General features: G+C 72.0%; 14 protein-coding genes, 1 tRNA gene and 2 pseudogenes. 14 read left to right on the forward strand and 3 right to left on the reverse strand.

Annotated elements, in window-relative coordinates; translation table 11 throughout:
• Positions 1-87 precede the first annotated feature (87 nt).
• Positions 88-714: a TetR/AcrR family transcriptional regulator gene (locus tag ABEA26_RS30560; protein WP_345596631.1), complete on the forward strand. Its 627-nt coding sequence runs from the start codon at positions 88-90 to the stop codon at positions 712-714.
• 78 nt (positions 715-792) lie between these two features.
• Here ABEA26_RS30560 and ABEA26_RS30565 read toward each other — a convergent pair whose 3' ends face one another.
• On the reverse strand, positions 793-2,298 hold the full coding sequence (locus ABEA26_RS30565) for an aldehyde dehydrogenase family protein (RefSeq protein ID WP_345596632.1): 1,506 nt from the start codon (positions 2,296-2,298) through the stop codon (positions 793-795).
• Positions 2,299-2,800: 502 nt separating this feature from the next.
• Here ABEA26_RS30565 and ABEA26_RS30570 point away from each other — a divergent pair.
• The 13 genes from ABEA26_RS30570 to ABEA26_RS30630 all read left to right on the forward strand — a co-directional run bounded on the left by ABEA26_RS30570 (position 2,801) and on the right by ABEA26_RS30630 (position 13,548).
• Positions 2,801-4,654 (forward strand): ATP-binding protein, encoded by a 1,854-nt coding sequence (locus ABEA26_RS30570; RefSeq protein WP_345596633.1) that lies wholly within the window; start codon positions 2,801-2,803, stop codon positions 4,652-4,654.
• Between the two features lie 107 nt (positions 4,655-4,761).
• Positions 4,762-5,196, forward strand: coding sequence for a roadblock/LC7 domain-containing protein (locus tag ABEA26_RS30575; RefSeq protein ID WP_279560566.1), 435 nt, complete (start codon positions 4,762-4,764; stop codon positions 5,194-5,196).
• A 2-nt stretch (positions 5,197-5,198) separates the two neighbouring features.
• On the forward strand, positions 5,199-5,573 hold the full coding sequence (locus ABEA26_RS30580; protein WP_345596635.1) for a DUF742 domain-containing protein: 375 nt from the start codon (positions 5,199-5,201) through the stop codon (positions 5,571-5,573).
• Positions 5,551-6,201: a GTP-binding protein gene (locus ABEA26_RS30585; RefSeq protein WP_345596636.1), complete on the forward strand. Its 651-nt coding sequence runs from the start codon at positions 5,551-5,553 to the stop codon at positions 6,199-6,201. Before ABEA26_RS30580 ends, ABEA26_RS30585 begins: the two co-directional genes overlap by 23 nt.
• Before the next feature lie 82 nt (positions 6,202-6,283).
• The gene (locus ABEA26_RS30590; RefSeq protein WP_345596638.1) at positions 6,284-6,859 is read left to right on the forward strand and encodes a GAF domain-containing protein; all 576 of its coding nucleotides are present in this window, start codon (positions 6,284-6,286) and stop codon (positions 6,857-6,859) included.
• A gap of 189 nt (positions 6,860-7,048) precedes the next feature.
• On the forward strand, positions 7,049-8,077 hold the full coding sequence (gene tdh, locus ABEA26_RS30595) for an L-threonine 3-dehydrogenase (protein WP_345596639.1): 1,029 nt from the start codon (positions 7,049-7,051) through the stop codon (positions 8,075-8,077).
• A gap of 29 nt (positions 8,078-8,106) precedes the next feature.
• Complete coding sequence (locus ABEA26_RS30600) at positions 8,107-9,300, forward strand: glycine C-acetyltransferase (RefSeq protein WP_345596640.1); 1,194 nt, start codon at positions 8,107-8,109, stop codon at positions 9,298-9,300.
• 59 nt (positions 9,301-9,359) lie between these two features.
• On the forward strand, positions 9,360-10,262 hold the full coding sequence (locus tag ABEA26_RS30605; RefSeq protein ID WP_345596642.1) for a LysR family transcriptional regulator: 903 nt from the start codon (positions 9,360-9,362) through the stop codon (positions 10,260-10,262).
• Between the two features lie 46 nt (positions 10,263-10,308).
• A complete protein-coding gene (locus ABEA26_RS30610) occupies positions 10,309-10,887 on the forward strand; it encodes a helix-turn-helix domain-containing protein (protein ID WP_345596644.1) in 579 nt (192 codons plus the stop codon).
• The gene (locus ABEA26_RS30615; protein ID WP_345596646.1) at positions 10,884-11,417 is read left to right on the forward strand and encodes a GNAT family N-acetyltransferase; all 534 of its coding nucleotides are present in this window, start codon (positions 10,884-10,886) and stop codon (positions 11,415-11,417) included. Before ABEA26_RS30610 ends, ABEA26_RS30615 begins: the two co-directional genes overlap by 4 nt.
• Positions 11,418-11,447: 30 nt before the next feature.
• Positions 11,448-11,807, forward strand: a complete 360-nt coding sequence (locus ABEA26_RS30620) for an MmcQ/YjbR family DNA-binding protein (protein WP_345596647.1) — start codon at positions 11,448-11,450, stop codon at positions 11,805-11,807.
• A gap of 184 nt (positions 11,808-11,991) precedes the next feature.
• Positions 11,992-13,371 carry an MFS transporter gene (locus ABEA26_RS30625; protein WP_345596649.1) on the forward strand — a complete coding sequence of 460 codons (1,380 nt, stop codon included), beginning with the start codon at positions 11,992-11,994 and terminating at the stop codon, positions 13,369-13,371.
• A gap of 103 nt (positions 13,372-13,474) precedes the next feature.
• A tRNA-Pro gene (locus ABEA26_RS30630) sits at positions 13,475-13,548 on the forward strand.
• 97 nt (positions 13,549-13,645) lie between these two features.
• On the opposite strand, the pseudogene ABEA26_RS30635 reads toward ABEA26_RS30630, so the two are convergent.
• Together ABEA26_RS30635 and ABEA26_RS30640 are read right to left on the reverse strand one after the other, a co-directional pair.
• Positions 13,646-14,246: pseudogene (locus tag ABEA26_RS30635) on the reverse strand (tyrosine-type recombinase/integrase); the annotation flags it as partial.
• 6 nt (positions 14,247-14,252) lie between these two features.
• A pseudogene (locus ABEA26_RS30640) lies at positions 14,253-15,070 on the reverse strand (IS5 family transposase).
• Positions 15,071-15,225: the final 155 nt, after the last annotated feature.

The following is a 15,225-nucleotide window of genomic DNA, read 5'->3' on the forward strand; positions in this document are numbered from 1 at the left end:
GCGATGCCATGAAGATCGATGTTACAAAGAGATGGTAGTTGTTTCAGAGTTTCTTGAGGAGGTGTGCCAGGTATCGTGAACAACGTCATGAAGACCGACACGAACGATTCCCCGCCCGCCCGTGCATCCGCCCGCCCGGAGACGGACGACCCGACGGCGCGGCGCATCCTCGACGCCGCGCTGGAGCAGTTCACCGTCTTCGGCCTGCGCCGTTCCTCCGTGGACGACGTCGCCAAGCGGGCCGGCGTCTCCCGGGTCACCGTCTACCGGCGCTTCCAGAACAAGGACAAACTGGTCGAGCAGACCCTGCTGCGCGAGAACAGCCGGTTCTTCCAGCGGCTGGACTCGGCGGTGGCCTCGCTGCCGACCATGGAGGAACGGGTCGTCGAGGGGTTCGTGGTCGCCCTGCGCCACACCCGCGCACATCCGCTCTTCGGCGGCCTGCTGCGCCTGGAACCCGAGGTGGTGCTGCCCTACCTGACCGTGCACGGCGGCTCCTCGCTCTCCGCCACCGTCGAGTACCTGACGGGTCATCTGCGCCGTGCGCAAAGGGACGAGGGGCGCCGCGACGAGGACCCGCGGCCGGTCGCCGAGCTGATGGTGCGGGTGGCCGTCTCCTTCCTGCTCAATCCGGCCAGCTGTATCGAGATGGAGGACGAGGACCAGGCCCGGGCCTTCGCGCGCCGCTACCTGGCCCCCCTGCTGAACGCCTGACCGGCCGGTGGGCGTCTGACCGGCCGGCGACGACCGGCCGGTGGATGTTTGACCGGACGGCGGGGCGCGCGCGGCGGCTCAATGGCGCAGGTGCAGTGTCCGGGCCAGCCGCACCGCGCGTTCCCGGGCGGCGGCCGGTAGCTCGAAGGAGGTCAGCGCGACCGGCGGGGTGAACCGCTGCACGGTCGTCGACTGCACGGAGGTGAAGGCCCGCAGCCCCTCCTCGCCGTGTATCCGTCCGAAGCCGGAGTCCTGCGAACCGCCGAACGGCAGCGCCGGTACGGCCGCGAAGCCCAGCACCGAGTTCACCGACACCGCCCCCGCGCGCAGCCGCGCCGCGATCGCGGCCCCGGCGCGTCGGTTCCGGCAGAACACCGCGGCTCCCAGCGCGTACCGGGAGTCGTTGGCGCGGGCCACCGCCTCGTCCACGTCGGCCACCGCGTTGACGACGACGACGGGTCCGAACGTCTCCTCCGTCACGGCCGCCGAGTCCTCCGGGACATCGGTGAGGACGACGGGCGCGATGTACGGCGCCCGGACCGACTCCGGCCCGCCCAGCAGGGCCCGTGCGCCCGACGCCACCGCCGCGGACACATGACGCTCGACGGTCCCGATCTGGCCCGGCAGGGTCATCGGACCGTAGGCCGCCTCGCTCCCGGCGCCCGGACGCAACTCACCGGCGCGCTTCACCACCCGTTCGCACAGCGCCGCGTAAACCTCGCGCACGGCGTAGACACGCTCCACACCCGCACAGGTCTGTCCGGCGTTACTCAGTGCGCCCCATACGATCGCGTCGGCGGCGGCGTCCAGGTCCGCGTCCGCGGCGACGATCACGGCGTCCTTCCCGCCGCACTCGGCGAGGAGCGGCGTCAGCGTCTCGGCGCACAACGCCATCACCCTGCGCGCCGTCCCGGGCGATCCGGTGAACGCCAGCTTGTCGACCCCGGAGCGGGCCAGTGCCTCCCCGGTGGCCGCGGCGCCGGTGACGGTGGTGAGCAGCCCGGAGTATGCGGGCACGGCCGCGTCGAACAGTTCGGCGAGCAGCACACCGGTGCCCGGGGTCAGCTCGGACGGCTTGAGGATCACCGCGTTCCCCGCCGCCAGGGCGTATCCGACGGAGCCCATCGGGGTGTAGCAGGGGTAGTTCCACGGGCCGATCACGCCCACCACACCCAGCGGCCGGTGCACCATCGAGGCCCGCTGGTGGACGGTGAACAGCCCGGTGCGCACCCGCCGTCGGCGCAGCACGCGGTCGGCGTTGCGCGCGGCCCAGGCCAGGTGCTCCAGCGTGAGGACGACCTCCAGCGCGGCGTCACCGGCCGGCTTGCCGGTCTCCTCGGCGATGGTCCGGGCGACGGTGTGCAGATCTGAGGCGAGGGCCCGCTTCCAGCGCAGCAGATGGCCACGGCGCCGGACCGCGGACAACGCGGCCCACTCCGCCTGGACCCTCCGGGCATGGGCCACGGCACGGGCGATCTGCTCGGGACCGTCCACCGGGTGCTCGGCGAGTGACTCGCCGGTCGCCGGGGAACGGGTGGTGAAGGTCGCGGTGCGTGGTGCGGCATCCGGGGCGGTGTCGGTCATCGGGTCCCCTGTGAGTCGAAGATACAAAAACTATTTACTTGTTTCATCGGTGCGTCAAGACTCCAGCCGTTCCAGTCGCCCCAGTCGCCCCAGTCGCAAGGGAGGGTGCCGCGCGCCGTGGCGGCTCTTCCGTGCCCGCCCGGCCGTGGGTCGCGGCCACTGTCACGCACGGTGATCGAATTCGATCGAGTCCGACCGGGTCCTGCCGCTCCTGGAACGGAAGCTTCACCGGCTTATCGAGCTGTCGTACGAAGGCTCATACCAGAGCGGGACGTTGTCCGAGGGACTTTGGCAACTGCCCATCGCGCAGGATGCGTAGGCGACTACTGTCAGTGTCCGTTGGGCGACGCGGGGCCGGTTCAGAACTGCCGGTCCGTTCGGCCGACACCGCGATGACGCGTGCCCGCGTGGCGTCACGTGTCCGCGTGGCATCCGCCACCACGCGCGAGCACCAGGGCCCGATCCGGGCCCGACGGACCAACGGACCAGTACGAGGACCCCGATGTCTCACCTCCGCGCCCCGGCCGCGCGAGCAGACCGCCGTGAGGGCGGGCGGCACGGCCGGCCGGCCTCACGGACCGCCCCCGCGCTGCCCGAGACCCATATACGGCCCCAACTCCTGCGTCTCGCCGTGCTGCCGCCCGTCGCGGTCGCCCTCAGCGCCTGCGCGGTCGTCCTTTTCACCGTCCGCTCCACCGGCGCGCGGCCCGGCCTCGTGCTGTGGGTCGTGCTCGCCGGCGCGGTCTCGGTCACCCTCGCGGCGGTCGTCATCGCGGCCGTCGCCGCCGACCGCGCCGCGCGCTCCGTGCACGACCGCGTCGGCGCACTGCGCCGCAGCACCGCGCGTGGAGAGGGCGAGCTGCGCGCCGTGGTCGAGGCCTTGCGCCGCGGCGAGAACCCGGCCCCGCGCAAGCCGCGCGGCGGACCGCCGGACGACGCCGACGACTTCGAACTGCTCGCCGCCGACCTGTCCCGCGCCCACGACGGCGCCGTCACCGCCGTCGTCCGGGCCGCCCAGCTCTCCAGCCAGGCGGGCAGCGAACAGAAGCTGGAGGTCTTCGTCAACCTCGCCCGGCGCCTGCAGTCGCTGGTGCACCGGGAGATCTCCATCCTGGACGAGCTGGAGAACGAGATCGAGGACCCCGACCTCCTCAAGGGCCTCTTCCACGTCGATCACCTCGCCACCCGCATCCGCCGCCACGCGGAGAACCTCGCCGTTCTCGGCGGCGCTGTCTCCCGGCGTCAGTGGAGCAACCCCGTCGACATGACAGAGGTGCTCCGCTCGGCCATCGCCGAGGTCGAGCAGTACTCGCGGGTCCGGCTGGTACCGCCGATCGACGGCACCCTGCGCGGCCACGCCGTCGCCGACGTCATCCACCTGCTGGCCGAACTCGTCGAGAACGCCACCCTGTTCTCCGCCCCGCAGACCCAGGTGCTGATGCGCGCCAACCTCGTCACCTCTGGCCTGGCGGTCGAGGTCGAGGACCGCGGACTGGGCATGCCCGTCGGCGAGCAGAGCCGCATGAACGCCCTCCTCACCGACCCCGACCAGGTCAACGTCGCCCGCCTGCTCGCCGACGGCCGTATCGGGCTGTACGTAGTCTCCCAGCTCGCCAAGCGGCACGGCATCACCGTCCGCATGCAGACCAATATCTACGGCGGTGTCCAGGCCGTACTGGTCATTCCACAGGCCCTGTTGGGCGCGGAGCCGGGCGCCCTCGCCGAAGGCGTGGCGGGGGCGGTGGAGGTCACCGCGGCCGAGCCGGTGCCCGTACCGCCGTCCGGTCAGCCGCCGAGGCCCATGGCCACGGCGGTGCCGCGGGTTGCCGCCGTACCGGTTCCCACCGCGCCGACTCCTGCGCCGACTCCCGTCTCCGTCCCTCCGGCCGCCGCGGAGCCCGCACCGGTCGCGGTCCGCAGCGGGGACAACGGCGGACCCGCACCACTGCCCGTGCGGGGCACCCACCGGGGCCGGCCCACCCCGGCCGCCGCCGTGCCCGGTGTCCGGCCCGAGGACCGGGGGATCCTCGCCGAGCACGCGACCACCCCGCCCGTCCCGCGCCACAGCGCGGTGCGCGGCACCATGGGCAAGCCCCAACTGCCCCGCCGCCGCGCCCAGGAGCACATCGTCCCGCAGCTGCGCGGCGGCCCCGCACCGCGCCAGGACCCCGAGCAGTACGCCGGCCACGACCCCGGACTGATGGCGGCCTTCCAACGCGGCATCGGCCTCGCGGAGGCCCAGCAGCACAGGGAGCCGACCCGTGTGGAGCCCGCCCACGCGGCGCCGGCCCCCACAACGCCGGCCCACATGGTGGAACCGCACATGGAGCCGACCCACAGGGATCCGTCCGGATGACCACTCCCGCCCCTACCTCCGCACCCATGCCTACCTCCGCCCCCGCCCTCCCCACCACCACGACCAGCGCTCCCGCAGATCTTCGTACCCCAAGGAGTCGATCCACCATGGCGAGCGACGCGCCGACCGGCCATGTATCCGACCTCGACTGGCTGATGAGCGGCCTTGTGCAGCGCGTGCCGCACACGTCCAGCGCGGTGCTCCTGTCCTGCGACGGACTGGTGAAGTCCGTGCACGGCCTCGACGCCGACAGCGCCGACCACATGGCGGCCCTGGCCTCCGGCCTCTACTCCCTCGGTCGCAGCGCCGGTGTCCGTTTCGGCGACGGCGGCGACGTACGGCAGGTCGTCGTCGAACTCGACTCGACCCTGCTGTTCGTCACCACCGCCGGTTCCGGTACCTGCCTCGCCGTGCTGGCCGGCCGCGAGGCCGACGCGGCCGTACTCGGCTACGAGATGGCGATGCTGGTCAAGAGCGTCCGCCCGTACCTGGTCACCGCGCCCCGGCAGCACGCCGTCGAACCCCCGGCGATGAGGCCTTGAGGGTGGCCGCGGCCGGCGACGGGCCTTGGCTCGACGACGCGGCCGGACGGCTGGTGCGCCCTTTCACCGTGAGCAACGGCCGTACCCGGCCCACCGTCGCGCTCGACCTGATGTCCCAGGTGATGGCCACGGGGGCGACCCCCCTCGGCTACCTCGGCCCCGAACACGCGCAGGCACTCGACCTGTGCAGGTCGCCCCTCCCGGTCGCGGAGCTCGCCGGACGTCTGAGGCTCCCGGTGGCAGTCACCAAGGTGCTGCTGTCGGACCTCGTGGACTGCGGCGCGCTGACCACCAAACCCCCCGCCTCGTTCCACCACGACCCCACGGACCGGGCCCTTCTGGAGGCAGTGCTCGATGGACTACGACGACAGCTCTGACCACGGCCACGGCCCCGCCCGGGGACCCGGCCACGACAGCACCACCACCGACCCCTTCCCCACCGCGCTCAAAATCCTTGTGGCGGGCGGGTTCGGAGTGGGCAAGACGACCTTCGTCGGCGCGGTCAGCGAGATCGCACCGCTGAGCACGGAGGAACTGCTCACCACCGTCAGCGCCGCGACCGACAACCTCGACGGAATCGAGAACAAACTCGAGACAACCGTGGCCATGGACTTCGGCCGCCTCACCCTCGACCCGCAACACGTGCTCTACCTGTTCGGAACGCCCGGCCAGGAACGGTTCTGGTTCATGTGGGACGAACTGTGCGAGGGCGCGCTCGGCGCCGTGATCATCGCCGACACGCGCCGCCTCGAGGAGTCCTTCGCCGCCGTCGACTTCTTCGAGGAGCGCGGACTCGGCTTCGTCGTCGCGATCAACGAGTTCGACGGCTCGTACCGCTACGACCCCGAGGAGGTGCGCGCCGCCATGGACCTCCATCCCGAGGTCCCCATCGTGCGCTGCGACGCACGGATCTCCAGTTCCGGCGTCCAGACCCTGCTCACCCTCGTACGCCACCTCATCGCCCACACACCGGCCCCCACGACGGGGTACGGCGCCCACCGGTGATGCCAGGGCATGCCCAGGTGATCCCCGCCCACACCGCCACGGAGCCGCACATGACGTACGCCCACAGCGACGGAGCCCGCCCATGAGCTACGACCCGCCGCGCCCGGTCGGACGTCTGCTGCTCACCCCCGAGGACCGGGAGGCCCCCGCCCGGGTGCGCCGACTGCGCCGGCTCGGTCTGGCACAGCGCCCGGACCCGGCCCTCGACGCCTTCGCGGGCCATCTCGCCCGTCTCGCCGAATCGTCGTACGCGATGGTCAACTTCCTGGTCGAGGGAGGGCAGTTCTTCGCGGGCCTGTGGGTGCCCCAGACGCCGCCGGTCACGCGCGGGGACGGCACCGCCCCGGAGTTCGGCCGCGTCCAGCCCCGGGACCACGGCTTCTGCCCGCACGTGGTGGTCCGGCGCAAGGCACTGGTCCTGGAGGACGTGCGCGACTATCCGCGCTTCGCGGGCAATCCGGTCGTCGACGAGTTCGGCATCCGCTCCTACCTCGGCGCCCCGCTCATCGACAGCACCGGGACGGTCCTGGGTACGGTGTCCGCGGCCGACGTACGGCCCCGGGCCTGGGGGACGGCGGGCCTGGCGACGATCAAGTCGGCCGCCGCCGACCTCGTACGACGCATCGAACGCAGCGCGGAGGACGGGCTGCCCCTGTGAACCGGGGCCGGCCTCCGCGCCGGCCTTCCGGGCGGCGTGAAGGAAAGCTGCGGCCGGGCTTAAGAAAGGCTCGATGGACCGGGGGCGGTGTCGTACGGCAGATTGCAGTGCGATTCCCCTCCCCACCCCGGAAGCGGGCTGCCTCGGCATGCCCGGCGCCGGGACCCCTCACCGTCAGGAGCCGTAGCGTTGAAGGCGCTGGTCAAGGAGAAGGCGGAGCCCGGGCTGTGGCTCGCCGACGTCCCCGAGCCCGTCATCGGACCCGGTGACGTCCTCATCAAGGTGCTGCGCACCGGCATATGCGGCACCGACCTGCACATCCGCGCCTGGGACGGCTGGGCCCAGCAGGCCATCCGCACCCCGCTCGTCGTCGGGCACGAGTTCGTCGGCGAGGTCGTCGACACCGGGCGGGACGTCACCGACATCAAGGCCGGCGACCGGGTCAGCGGCGAAGGGCACCTGGTCTGCGGCAAGTGCCGCAACTGCCAGGCCGGACGGCGTCACCTGTGCCGAGCCACGGTCGGCCTCGGCGTCGGCCGGGACGGCGCGTTCGCCGAGTACGTCGCCCTGCCCGCCGCCAACGTCTGGGTGCACCGCGTCCCCGTCGACCTCGACGTCGCCGCGATCTTCGACCCGTTCGGCAACGCCGTGCACACCGCCCTGTCCTTCCCGCTGGTCGGCGAGGACGTCCTCATCACCGGCGCCGGACCGATCGGCCTCATGGCCGCCGCCGTGGCCCGGCACGCCGGTGCGCGCAACGTCGTGATCACCGACGTGAGCGAGGAACGCCTGGACCTGGCCCTCAAGGTCGGCGTGAGCCTCGCCCTCAACGTGTCGAAGTCGACCATCGCCGACGGACAGCGCGAGCTGGGCCTGCGCGAGGGCTTCGACATCGGGCTGGAGATGTCCGGCCGCCCCGAGGCCATGCGCGACATGATCGCCAACATGACGCACGGCGGCCGGATCGCGATGCTCGGCCTGCCCGCCGAGGAGTTCCCGGTCGACTGGGCCCGGATCGTCACCTCGATGATCACGGTGAAGGGCATCTACGGCCGCGAGATGTTCGAGACCTGGTACGCCATGTCGGTGCTGCTGGAAGGCGGCCTGGACCTCGCTCCCGTGATCACCGGCCGCTACTCCCACCACGACTTCGAAGCCGCCTTCGCCGACGCCGCGAGCGGCAGGGGCGGCAAGGTCATCCTCGACTGGACCGCGTAAGTCATCCGTCTCTTCCAGGAGCTCCTGAAATGTTCGACTCCGTGCGCGACGACCTGCGCGCCACCCTCGACGAGATCCGCGCCGCCGGCCTGCACAAGCCCGAGCGAGTGATCGGCACCCCGCAGTCCGCGACCGTGAACGTCACCGCAGGCGGCCGTCCCGGCGAGGTCCTCAACTTCTGCGCCAACAACTACCTCGGCCTCGCCGACCACCCCCAGGTCGTCGCCGCCGCCCACGAGGCGCTGGACCGCTGGGGCTACGGCATGGCCTCCGTGCGCTTCATCTGCGGCACCCAGGAGGTCCACAAGGAACTGGAGGCCCGGCTCTCCGCGTTCCTCGGCCAGGAGGACACGATCCTCTACTCCTCCTGCTTCGACGCCAACGGCGGCGTCTTCGAAACCCTCCTGGGCCCCGAGGACGCGGTGATCTCCGACGCCCTCAACCACGCCTCGATCATCGACGGCATCCGGCTCAGCAAGGCCCAGCGCTTCCGTTACGCCAACCGCGACATGGCCGATCTGGAGGCACAGCTCAAGGCCGCCGGCGACGCCCGCCGCAAGCTGATCGTCACCGACGGCGTCTTCTCCATGGACGGCTACGTCGCCCCGCTCGCCGAGATCTGCGACCTCGCCGACCGCTACGACGCCATGGTCATGGTCGACGACTCGCACGCCGTCGGCTTCGTCGGCCCCGGCGGACGCGGCACCCCCGAGCTGCACGGCGTCATGGACCGCGTCGACATCATCACCGGCACCCTCGGCAAGGCGCTCGGCGGCGCCTCCGGCGGCTACGTCGCCGCCCGCGCCGAGATCGTCGCCCTGCTGCGCCAGCGCTCTCGGCCGTATCTCTTCTCCAACACCCTCGCCCCGGTGATCGCCGCCGCCTCCCTCAAGGTTCTCGACCTGCTGGAGTCGGCCGACGACCTGCGCGTGAGGCTCGCCGAGAACACCTCCCTGTTCCGCCGCCGGATGACCGAGGAGGGCTTCGACATCCTCCCCGGCGACCACGCCATCGCGCCGGTGATGATCGGCGACGCGTCGAGGGCGGGCCGTCTGGCCGAGCTGCTGCTGGAGCGCGGGGTGTACGTGATCGGCTTCTCCTACCCGGTCGTGCCGCAGGGCCGGGCCCGCATCCGCGTCCAGTTGTCCGCCGCACACTCGACCGAGGACGTGAACCGCGCGGTGGACGCGTTCGTCGCGGCGCGCGCGGAGCTGGACGCCTGACGCGGGCCCGACCCGCGGCCACCAGGGCGGCGGGTGCGTCGAGTGAGAGAATCGATGCCGTGATCGAAGCGCGGCGGCTGCACATCCTCCGAGCGGTGGCGGACCACCGCACCGTGACGGCGGCTGCCGCCGCGCTGTACCTCACCCCGTCGGCGGTCTCCCAGCAGCTGACCGCCCTGGAGCAGGAGACCGGCCACCGCCTGGTCGAGCGCGGCGCGAAGGGCGTACGGCTGACCCCGGCCGGTGAGATCCTGCTCACCCACACCAACGCCGTCCTCGCCCAGCTGGAGCGCGCGGAGGCGGAACTGGCCGCGTACGGCTCGGGCGCGGCCGGCACCGTCACGGTCGCCTCCTTCGCGACCGGTATCGCCCTGGTCGTCGCGCCCGCGCTGGCCCGCCTCGCCGAGTCCGCGCCCGGCATCCGCATCCGCGTCCAGGACGCCGAGGGTGACGCCAGCCTGCCGATGGTGCTGGGCCGGCAGGTCGACGTGGCCGTCGCCGTCGAGTACCGGGGGGCGCCGTCCGCCGACGACCCGCGCCTGACCCACGTCCCGCTGTACGCCGAGCCCTTCGACGCGGTCGTCCCGGTCTCCCACCGCCTCGCCGACACCGACGAGGTACCCCTCGCGGAGCTGGCCAAGGACCCGTGGATCGGCCCCTATCCGGGCAATCCGTGCCACGAAGTGGTGGTCCTGGCCTGCGAGTACGCCGGCTTCCAGCCCCGCCTGGAGCATTCCTCGGACGACTTCCGCGCGGTGGTGTCCCTCGCGGCGGCAGACGCCGGCGTGGCGCTCGTACCGCGTTCGGCGCTGCTCGGCACGGACCTCGCGGGCGTGGTCGTCCGTCCGGTCGACGGGGTCGCGCCCACCCGTCGCGTCTTCGCGGCCGTACGCCGGGGCACCGAGGAGCACCCGCTGATCCGCCCGGTGCTGGACGCGCTCGACGACGCGGCCCGGTCGTGAGACTTCCGTAACACGGCTGTCTCATATCCGGGATAGCGTCCCGAATATGAGAGACACCGATGACGCTCCCGATCCCGTGGACGCCCGGCTCGCCGCCCGCCTGACGGAACTGCGCGCGGAACACGGCTGGTCGCTGGGAGAGCTGGCGGAACGTACCGGGGTGAGCCGGTCCACGCTGTCCCGCGCCGAACGGGCCGAGACCAGCCCCACCGCCTCCCTCCTGAACCGCCTGTGCGCGGTCTACGGACGGACCATGTCCCGGCTGCTCAGCGAGGTCGAGGCGGAACCCGCACTGCTGGTACGGGCCGCCGAGCAGCCGCTGTGGGAGGACCGGTCCGCCGGGTTCGTGCGCCGCTCGGTGTCCCCGCCGCACGCCGGACTGCGCGGCGAACTCGTCGAGGGACGGCTCACCGCCGGCGCCGACATCGCCTACGACAGGCCTCCCGTACCCGGCCTGGAACAGCACGTCTGGGTCCTGGAAGGAGCCCTGGAGGTGACGGCACAGGACATCGCGCACCGTCTCGGTACCGGGGACTGCCTGCGGATGCGGGTGTGGGGGTCCACGAGGTTCCGCTGCGCCGGGCCCGAGGACGCGCGGTACGCGCTGGCGGTGGTGCTGCCGTGATCACGAGTCGCGTCGACGAGCGCCGACTGACCGAACTCCTGGAGGAGTTGGCCGACCTGCTGACCGACACCGTCGAGGCCGGCGCGTCGGTCGGTTTCCTCGCGCCGCTCGACCGCGCGGAGGCACTCGCCTGGTGGCGGGGGCGGGCCGCCGCCGTGGCCGACGGGCGGCTCGCCGTCTGGGTGGCGTGCGAGGGAGAGCGGGTGACCGGGACCGTGAGCCTCGCGCTGCCGGACAAGCCCAACAGCCGCCACCGCGCCGAGCTGGTCAAACTCATGGTGTCGCCCGCGGCCCGCGGCCGTGGCCTGGGCCGCGGACTCCTGACCGCCGCCGAGGAGGCGGCCGTGGCGGCCGGCATCACCCTGCTCCACCTGGACACCGAGACCGGCAGCCCCGCCGAACACCTCTACCGCTCCGCCGGGTGGACCCGGGCCGGGACGATCCCCGACTACGCGGCGGACCCCGGCGGGGAACTGCGGCCGACGACGCTCTACTTCAAGCAGGTCGGCGTCCCGACCGCCGCCGGGTGATTGTCAGTGGTGGCCGTTACGGTGCCTGACATGCCGGACGCAGAAGACGTACGCCGTATCGCCCTGTCCCTGCCGGACACGACGGAGAAGACCGCCTGGAACATGCCCACGTTCAGGGTCGCGGGAAAGATGTTCGCCACGCTGCCCGAGGACGAGACCTCCATCGCGGTGCGCTGCCCCAAGGAGGAGCGCGACGAACTGGTGCTGGCCGAGCCGGAGAAGTTCTGGATCGCGGGCCACGAAGCCCAGTTCGCGTGGGTGCGGGCCCGCCTGGAGGCCCTCGACGGCGAGGACGAGCTGCGCGACGTCCTCGCCGACTCCTGGCGCCAGGCGGCACCGACCCGCCTGCTGGATGCCCACCCCCGGCTGGGGTTGCCGGCCGGGGGCTGAAAACCCTTCGGGCGTTGTCAGTGCCCCGTGGCATGATCCGGAGACATGCGTGGCAGCCGGGGCCGGAGGGGGGCTCCGGCTGTCAGGAAGTACGCCACGCCACCAGGGCTGGGCAGCGGTCGCGGGGGACGGGCGGGGGTCGCACGGGGTGGTGGCGGGGCGGCCGAGGAGGGGGGAGCGCGGGATGACCGGGACGTCGTCGCAGCCCGCACGGGAGGGTGAGGGAGTGGCGGGGCCACGGACGGCACGAGCCGTCTGGTCGCGGGACTTCGCGCTGTTCTTCGCCGCGCGGGCCGTCGCCCGGCTGGGCGACACCATGCTGCCCGTCGCACTCGCCGCCGGCCTGCTCCAGCACGGTTACGGGGCGGGCGCGGTCGGTCTCGCCATGGCCGCGACGGCCGCCGCGTTCGCCGGTCTGGTGATCTTCGGCGGCGTCCTCGCCGACCGCTTCAGCACCCGCAAGCTGATGATCGGGGCCGACCTGGTGCGCGTCGGCACCCAGGCACTGGCCGCCGCGCTCTTCTTCTCCGGCCACGTCGTGCTGTGGCAGATCTGCGCGATCGGGTTCGTCAACGGCGTGGCGGGCGCCGTCTTCCAGCCCGGTGTCGCCAGCACCGTGCCCCGGCTCGCCTCCGACGTCCAGGGTGCCAACGGCGCGATACGCGTCGCCGAGTCCGCCGCCCAGCTCGCGGGCCCCGCCGTGGCCGGGCTCCTGGTCGGCTTCGCCTCACCCGGTGGGGTCTTCGCCGCCCACGCCACCACGTACGCGGTCAGCGCCGTGTGCCTGTTGCTGCTCCGGCTGCCCCCGCTTCCGCCGGGGAGCCGAGCGGTGGCCGGCCGTGGCGCGAAGGCCTTCCGCGCCGACCTGGTCGAGGGGTGGCGGGAGTTCCGGTCACGCCAGTGGCTGTGGGGTGTCATCGCCGTCTGGTGCGTCTACATGATCGCAGTCTGGGGCCCGACCGTCCCGCTGGTCGCCACCGAGGTGGTGGGGGAGCACGGGCCGCGCGCCTACGGCCTGGTCAACTCCGCCCTGGGCGCCGGCACCGTCGTCGGCGGGCTCCTCGCGCTGCGGCTGCGCCCCCGGCGGATGCTGCGCGCCGGCGCGATCGCCCTCGTCGGCTTCGCCGCCTTCCCCGCGAGCGTCGGAGCGGGGCTCGGCCTGCCGGCCATGGCGACCGGCGCCGCCGTCGCCGGGGCCGGCATGTCCTTCTGGGGCGTGATGTGGGCGACCAGCGTGCAGACCCAGGTCCCACCGGACGTCCTCAACCGCATCCACGCCTACGACGTGGCCGGCTCGCTCGCGATGATGCCGGTCGGCCAGGCCCTCGCAGGCCCGGCCGCCTCCGTGATCGGCGCCGACCACGTGCTGCTCGTCGCCGGCGCCACGAGCTTCGCCGTCTGTGCCGCCCTGCTCCTGATACCGGCGGTACGCGGACTGGTGCGGGTCGACGCGGCAGCGGCCGGCTCCGACCGCACCGCCGGCCGGCCCGACGACCGCGCCGCGAGTCGGCCCGACGACCGCACTTCAGGCCGGTCCGAGAGGTCCCGCGCGCAGAAGCGCTGACCGGCGGACCGCCACCCCGGAAAGCGGTGCGCGACCACGGGTCCGAGTGCGGTATGGTTTTCCTGCGCATTCGACCAGGGGAAAGCCCAGGTCAGACGGGCAACGGGACGTGGCGCAGCTTGGTAGCGCACTTGACTGGGGGTCAAGGGGTCGCAGGTTCAAATCCTGTCGTCCCGACTGGAGACAGTCGCGGATCAGGGCCGGTTTTGGAGAAATCCGAAACCGGCCCTTGATCATTTTTGGGACCAGTTGGGGTCCGGCGTCCTTGACCGGGTCAGCGGGTCCTGACGATGGGGCTCGGTAGGGAGCGTGGTGCGCGCAGCGCGTTGAAGTGGGCAGAGAGCGCCGCCCCGGCGGCCGTGATCTTGTGGACGTCCGGGTGCAGGTAGCGCTGGGTGGTGGTCAGTGAACCGTGGCCGGCGATCCTGCGGAGGACGTGTACTTGGACCCCGGCGTCGGCGAACCAGGTGAGTGCGGTGTGCCGGAGGTCGTGGCGGCGCAGATGCTCGTAGCCGAGCTTGGTGACCACGTCGTCCCAGTGTGTGGCGTCGCGCAGGACGGCGGTGGAGATACGTCCGCCGCGTGGGCCGGTGAACAGGCGGGCGTCCGGGTTGGGGCCGGCGGACAGGATGCGCTGGGCGACGAGGGGGCGGATCTCCTCGACGATGGGAACCTTGCGGGCCCGCTTGCCCTTGGTGCCCTTGTCGGTCAGTCCGCATCTTGACCGTTGAGCGGCTGAGCTCGTCGGCGATCCAGTTCTGCACGGTGCGGTCAACAGCGCCGTTGGTGATCACGCGGACCGCGAGGTGGCCCAGGGCGGGCACGACGCGCATCCGCCAGCCCGACAGGTAGGGATCGAGTGTTTTCAACTCTAAGAGGTCCTAACAAAGGCGTTGGACGTGTCGGTGGGTGATGAGGCAGGTGGCGAGGCCGAGGAAGGCTTCGTGGATGTCGTCGCGTCGTTCCCAGCGGATTCGCAGGCGGCGGAAGCCGTGCAGCCAGGCGATCGTGCGCTCGACCACGTAGCGGAAGACGCCCAGGCCGGAGCCGTGTTCGACGCCTCGTTCGGCGATGACCGGTCGGATCCCGCGCTGCCGCAGCAGGCGGCGGTACTTGTCGTGGTCGTAGCCGCGGTCGGCGAGGAGTGCGTCGGGCCGGCGTCTGGGCCGGCCCACGACGCCGGCCACGGCCGGAACCTTGTCCAGCAGAGGCAGCAACTGCGTGACGTCGTTGCGGTTTCCGCCGGTCAGCGACACGGCAAGCGGGATGCCCTGGCCGTCGGTGAGGACGTGGTGCTTGCTGCCCGGCCGTGCACGGTCGACCGGGCTGGGCCCGCTTTTGGGCCGCGCCGAGCAGCCCGGACGTGGGAGGAGTCGATCACCGCCCGCGACCAGTCCAGCTTCTTCGCCACCCGCAGCTTCTTCAGCAGCACCAGGTGCAGTTCGTCCCACACGCCGGCCTCGTTCCAGGCGGCCAGGCGCCGCCAGCACGTCATCCCCGAGCCGAAGCCCAGCTCCTGGGGCAGGTACTCCCACTGGATACCGGTGCGCAGCACGAACAGAATCCCGCACAGTGCCTGCCGGTCCGGGACCCGCGGTCTGCCCTCCACCAGCTTCGGTCCCGGCTCGGGCAGCAACGGCTCGATGAGCGACCACAGTTCGTCCGACACGATCCATGGCCGCGACTGTCGTTTCCCCACGAACAGACCAACGACCCTCCAAGCCGAAAGTCACATGATCAACAACTTCTGTTAGGACCTCTTAGAGAGCATCTGATCACTGTTCAGGATGTTGTGGGGGTCATGTCCGTTTCGATTCGCCAGGTAGGCGTAGATTCTCCCGTCAGTTCGCGGGA

Source organism: Streptomyces marokkonensis, from assembly GCF_039539045.1.
GTDB classification, from domain to species: domain Bacteria; phylum Actinomycetota; class Actinomycetes; order Streptomycetales; family Streptomycetaceae; genus Streptomyces; species Streptomyces marokkonensis.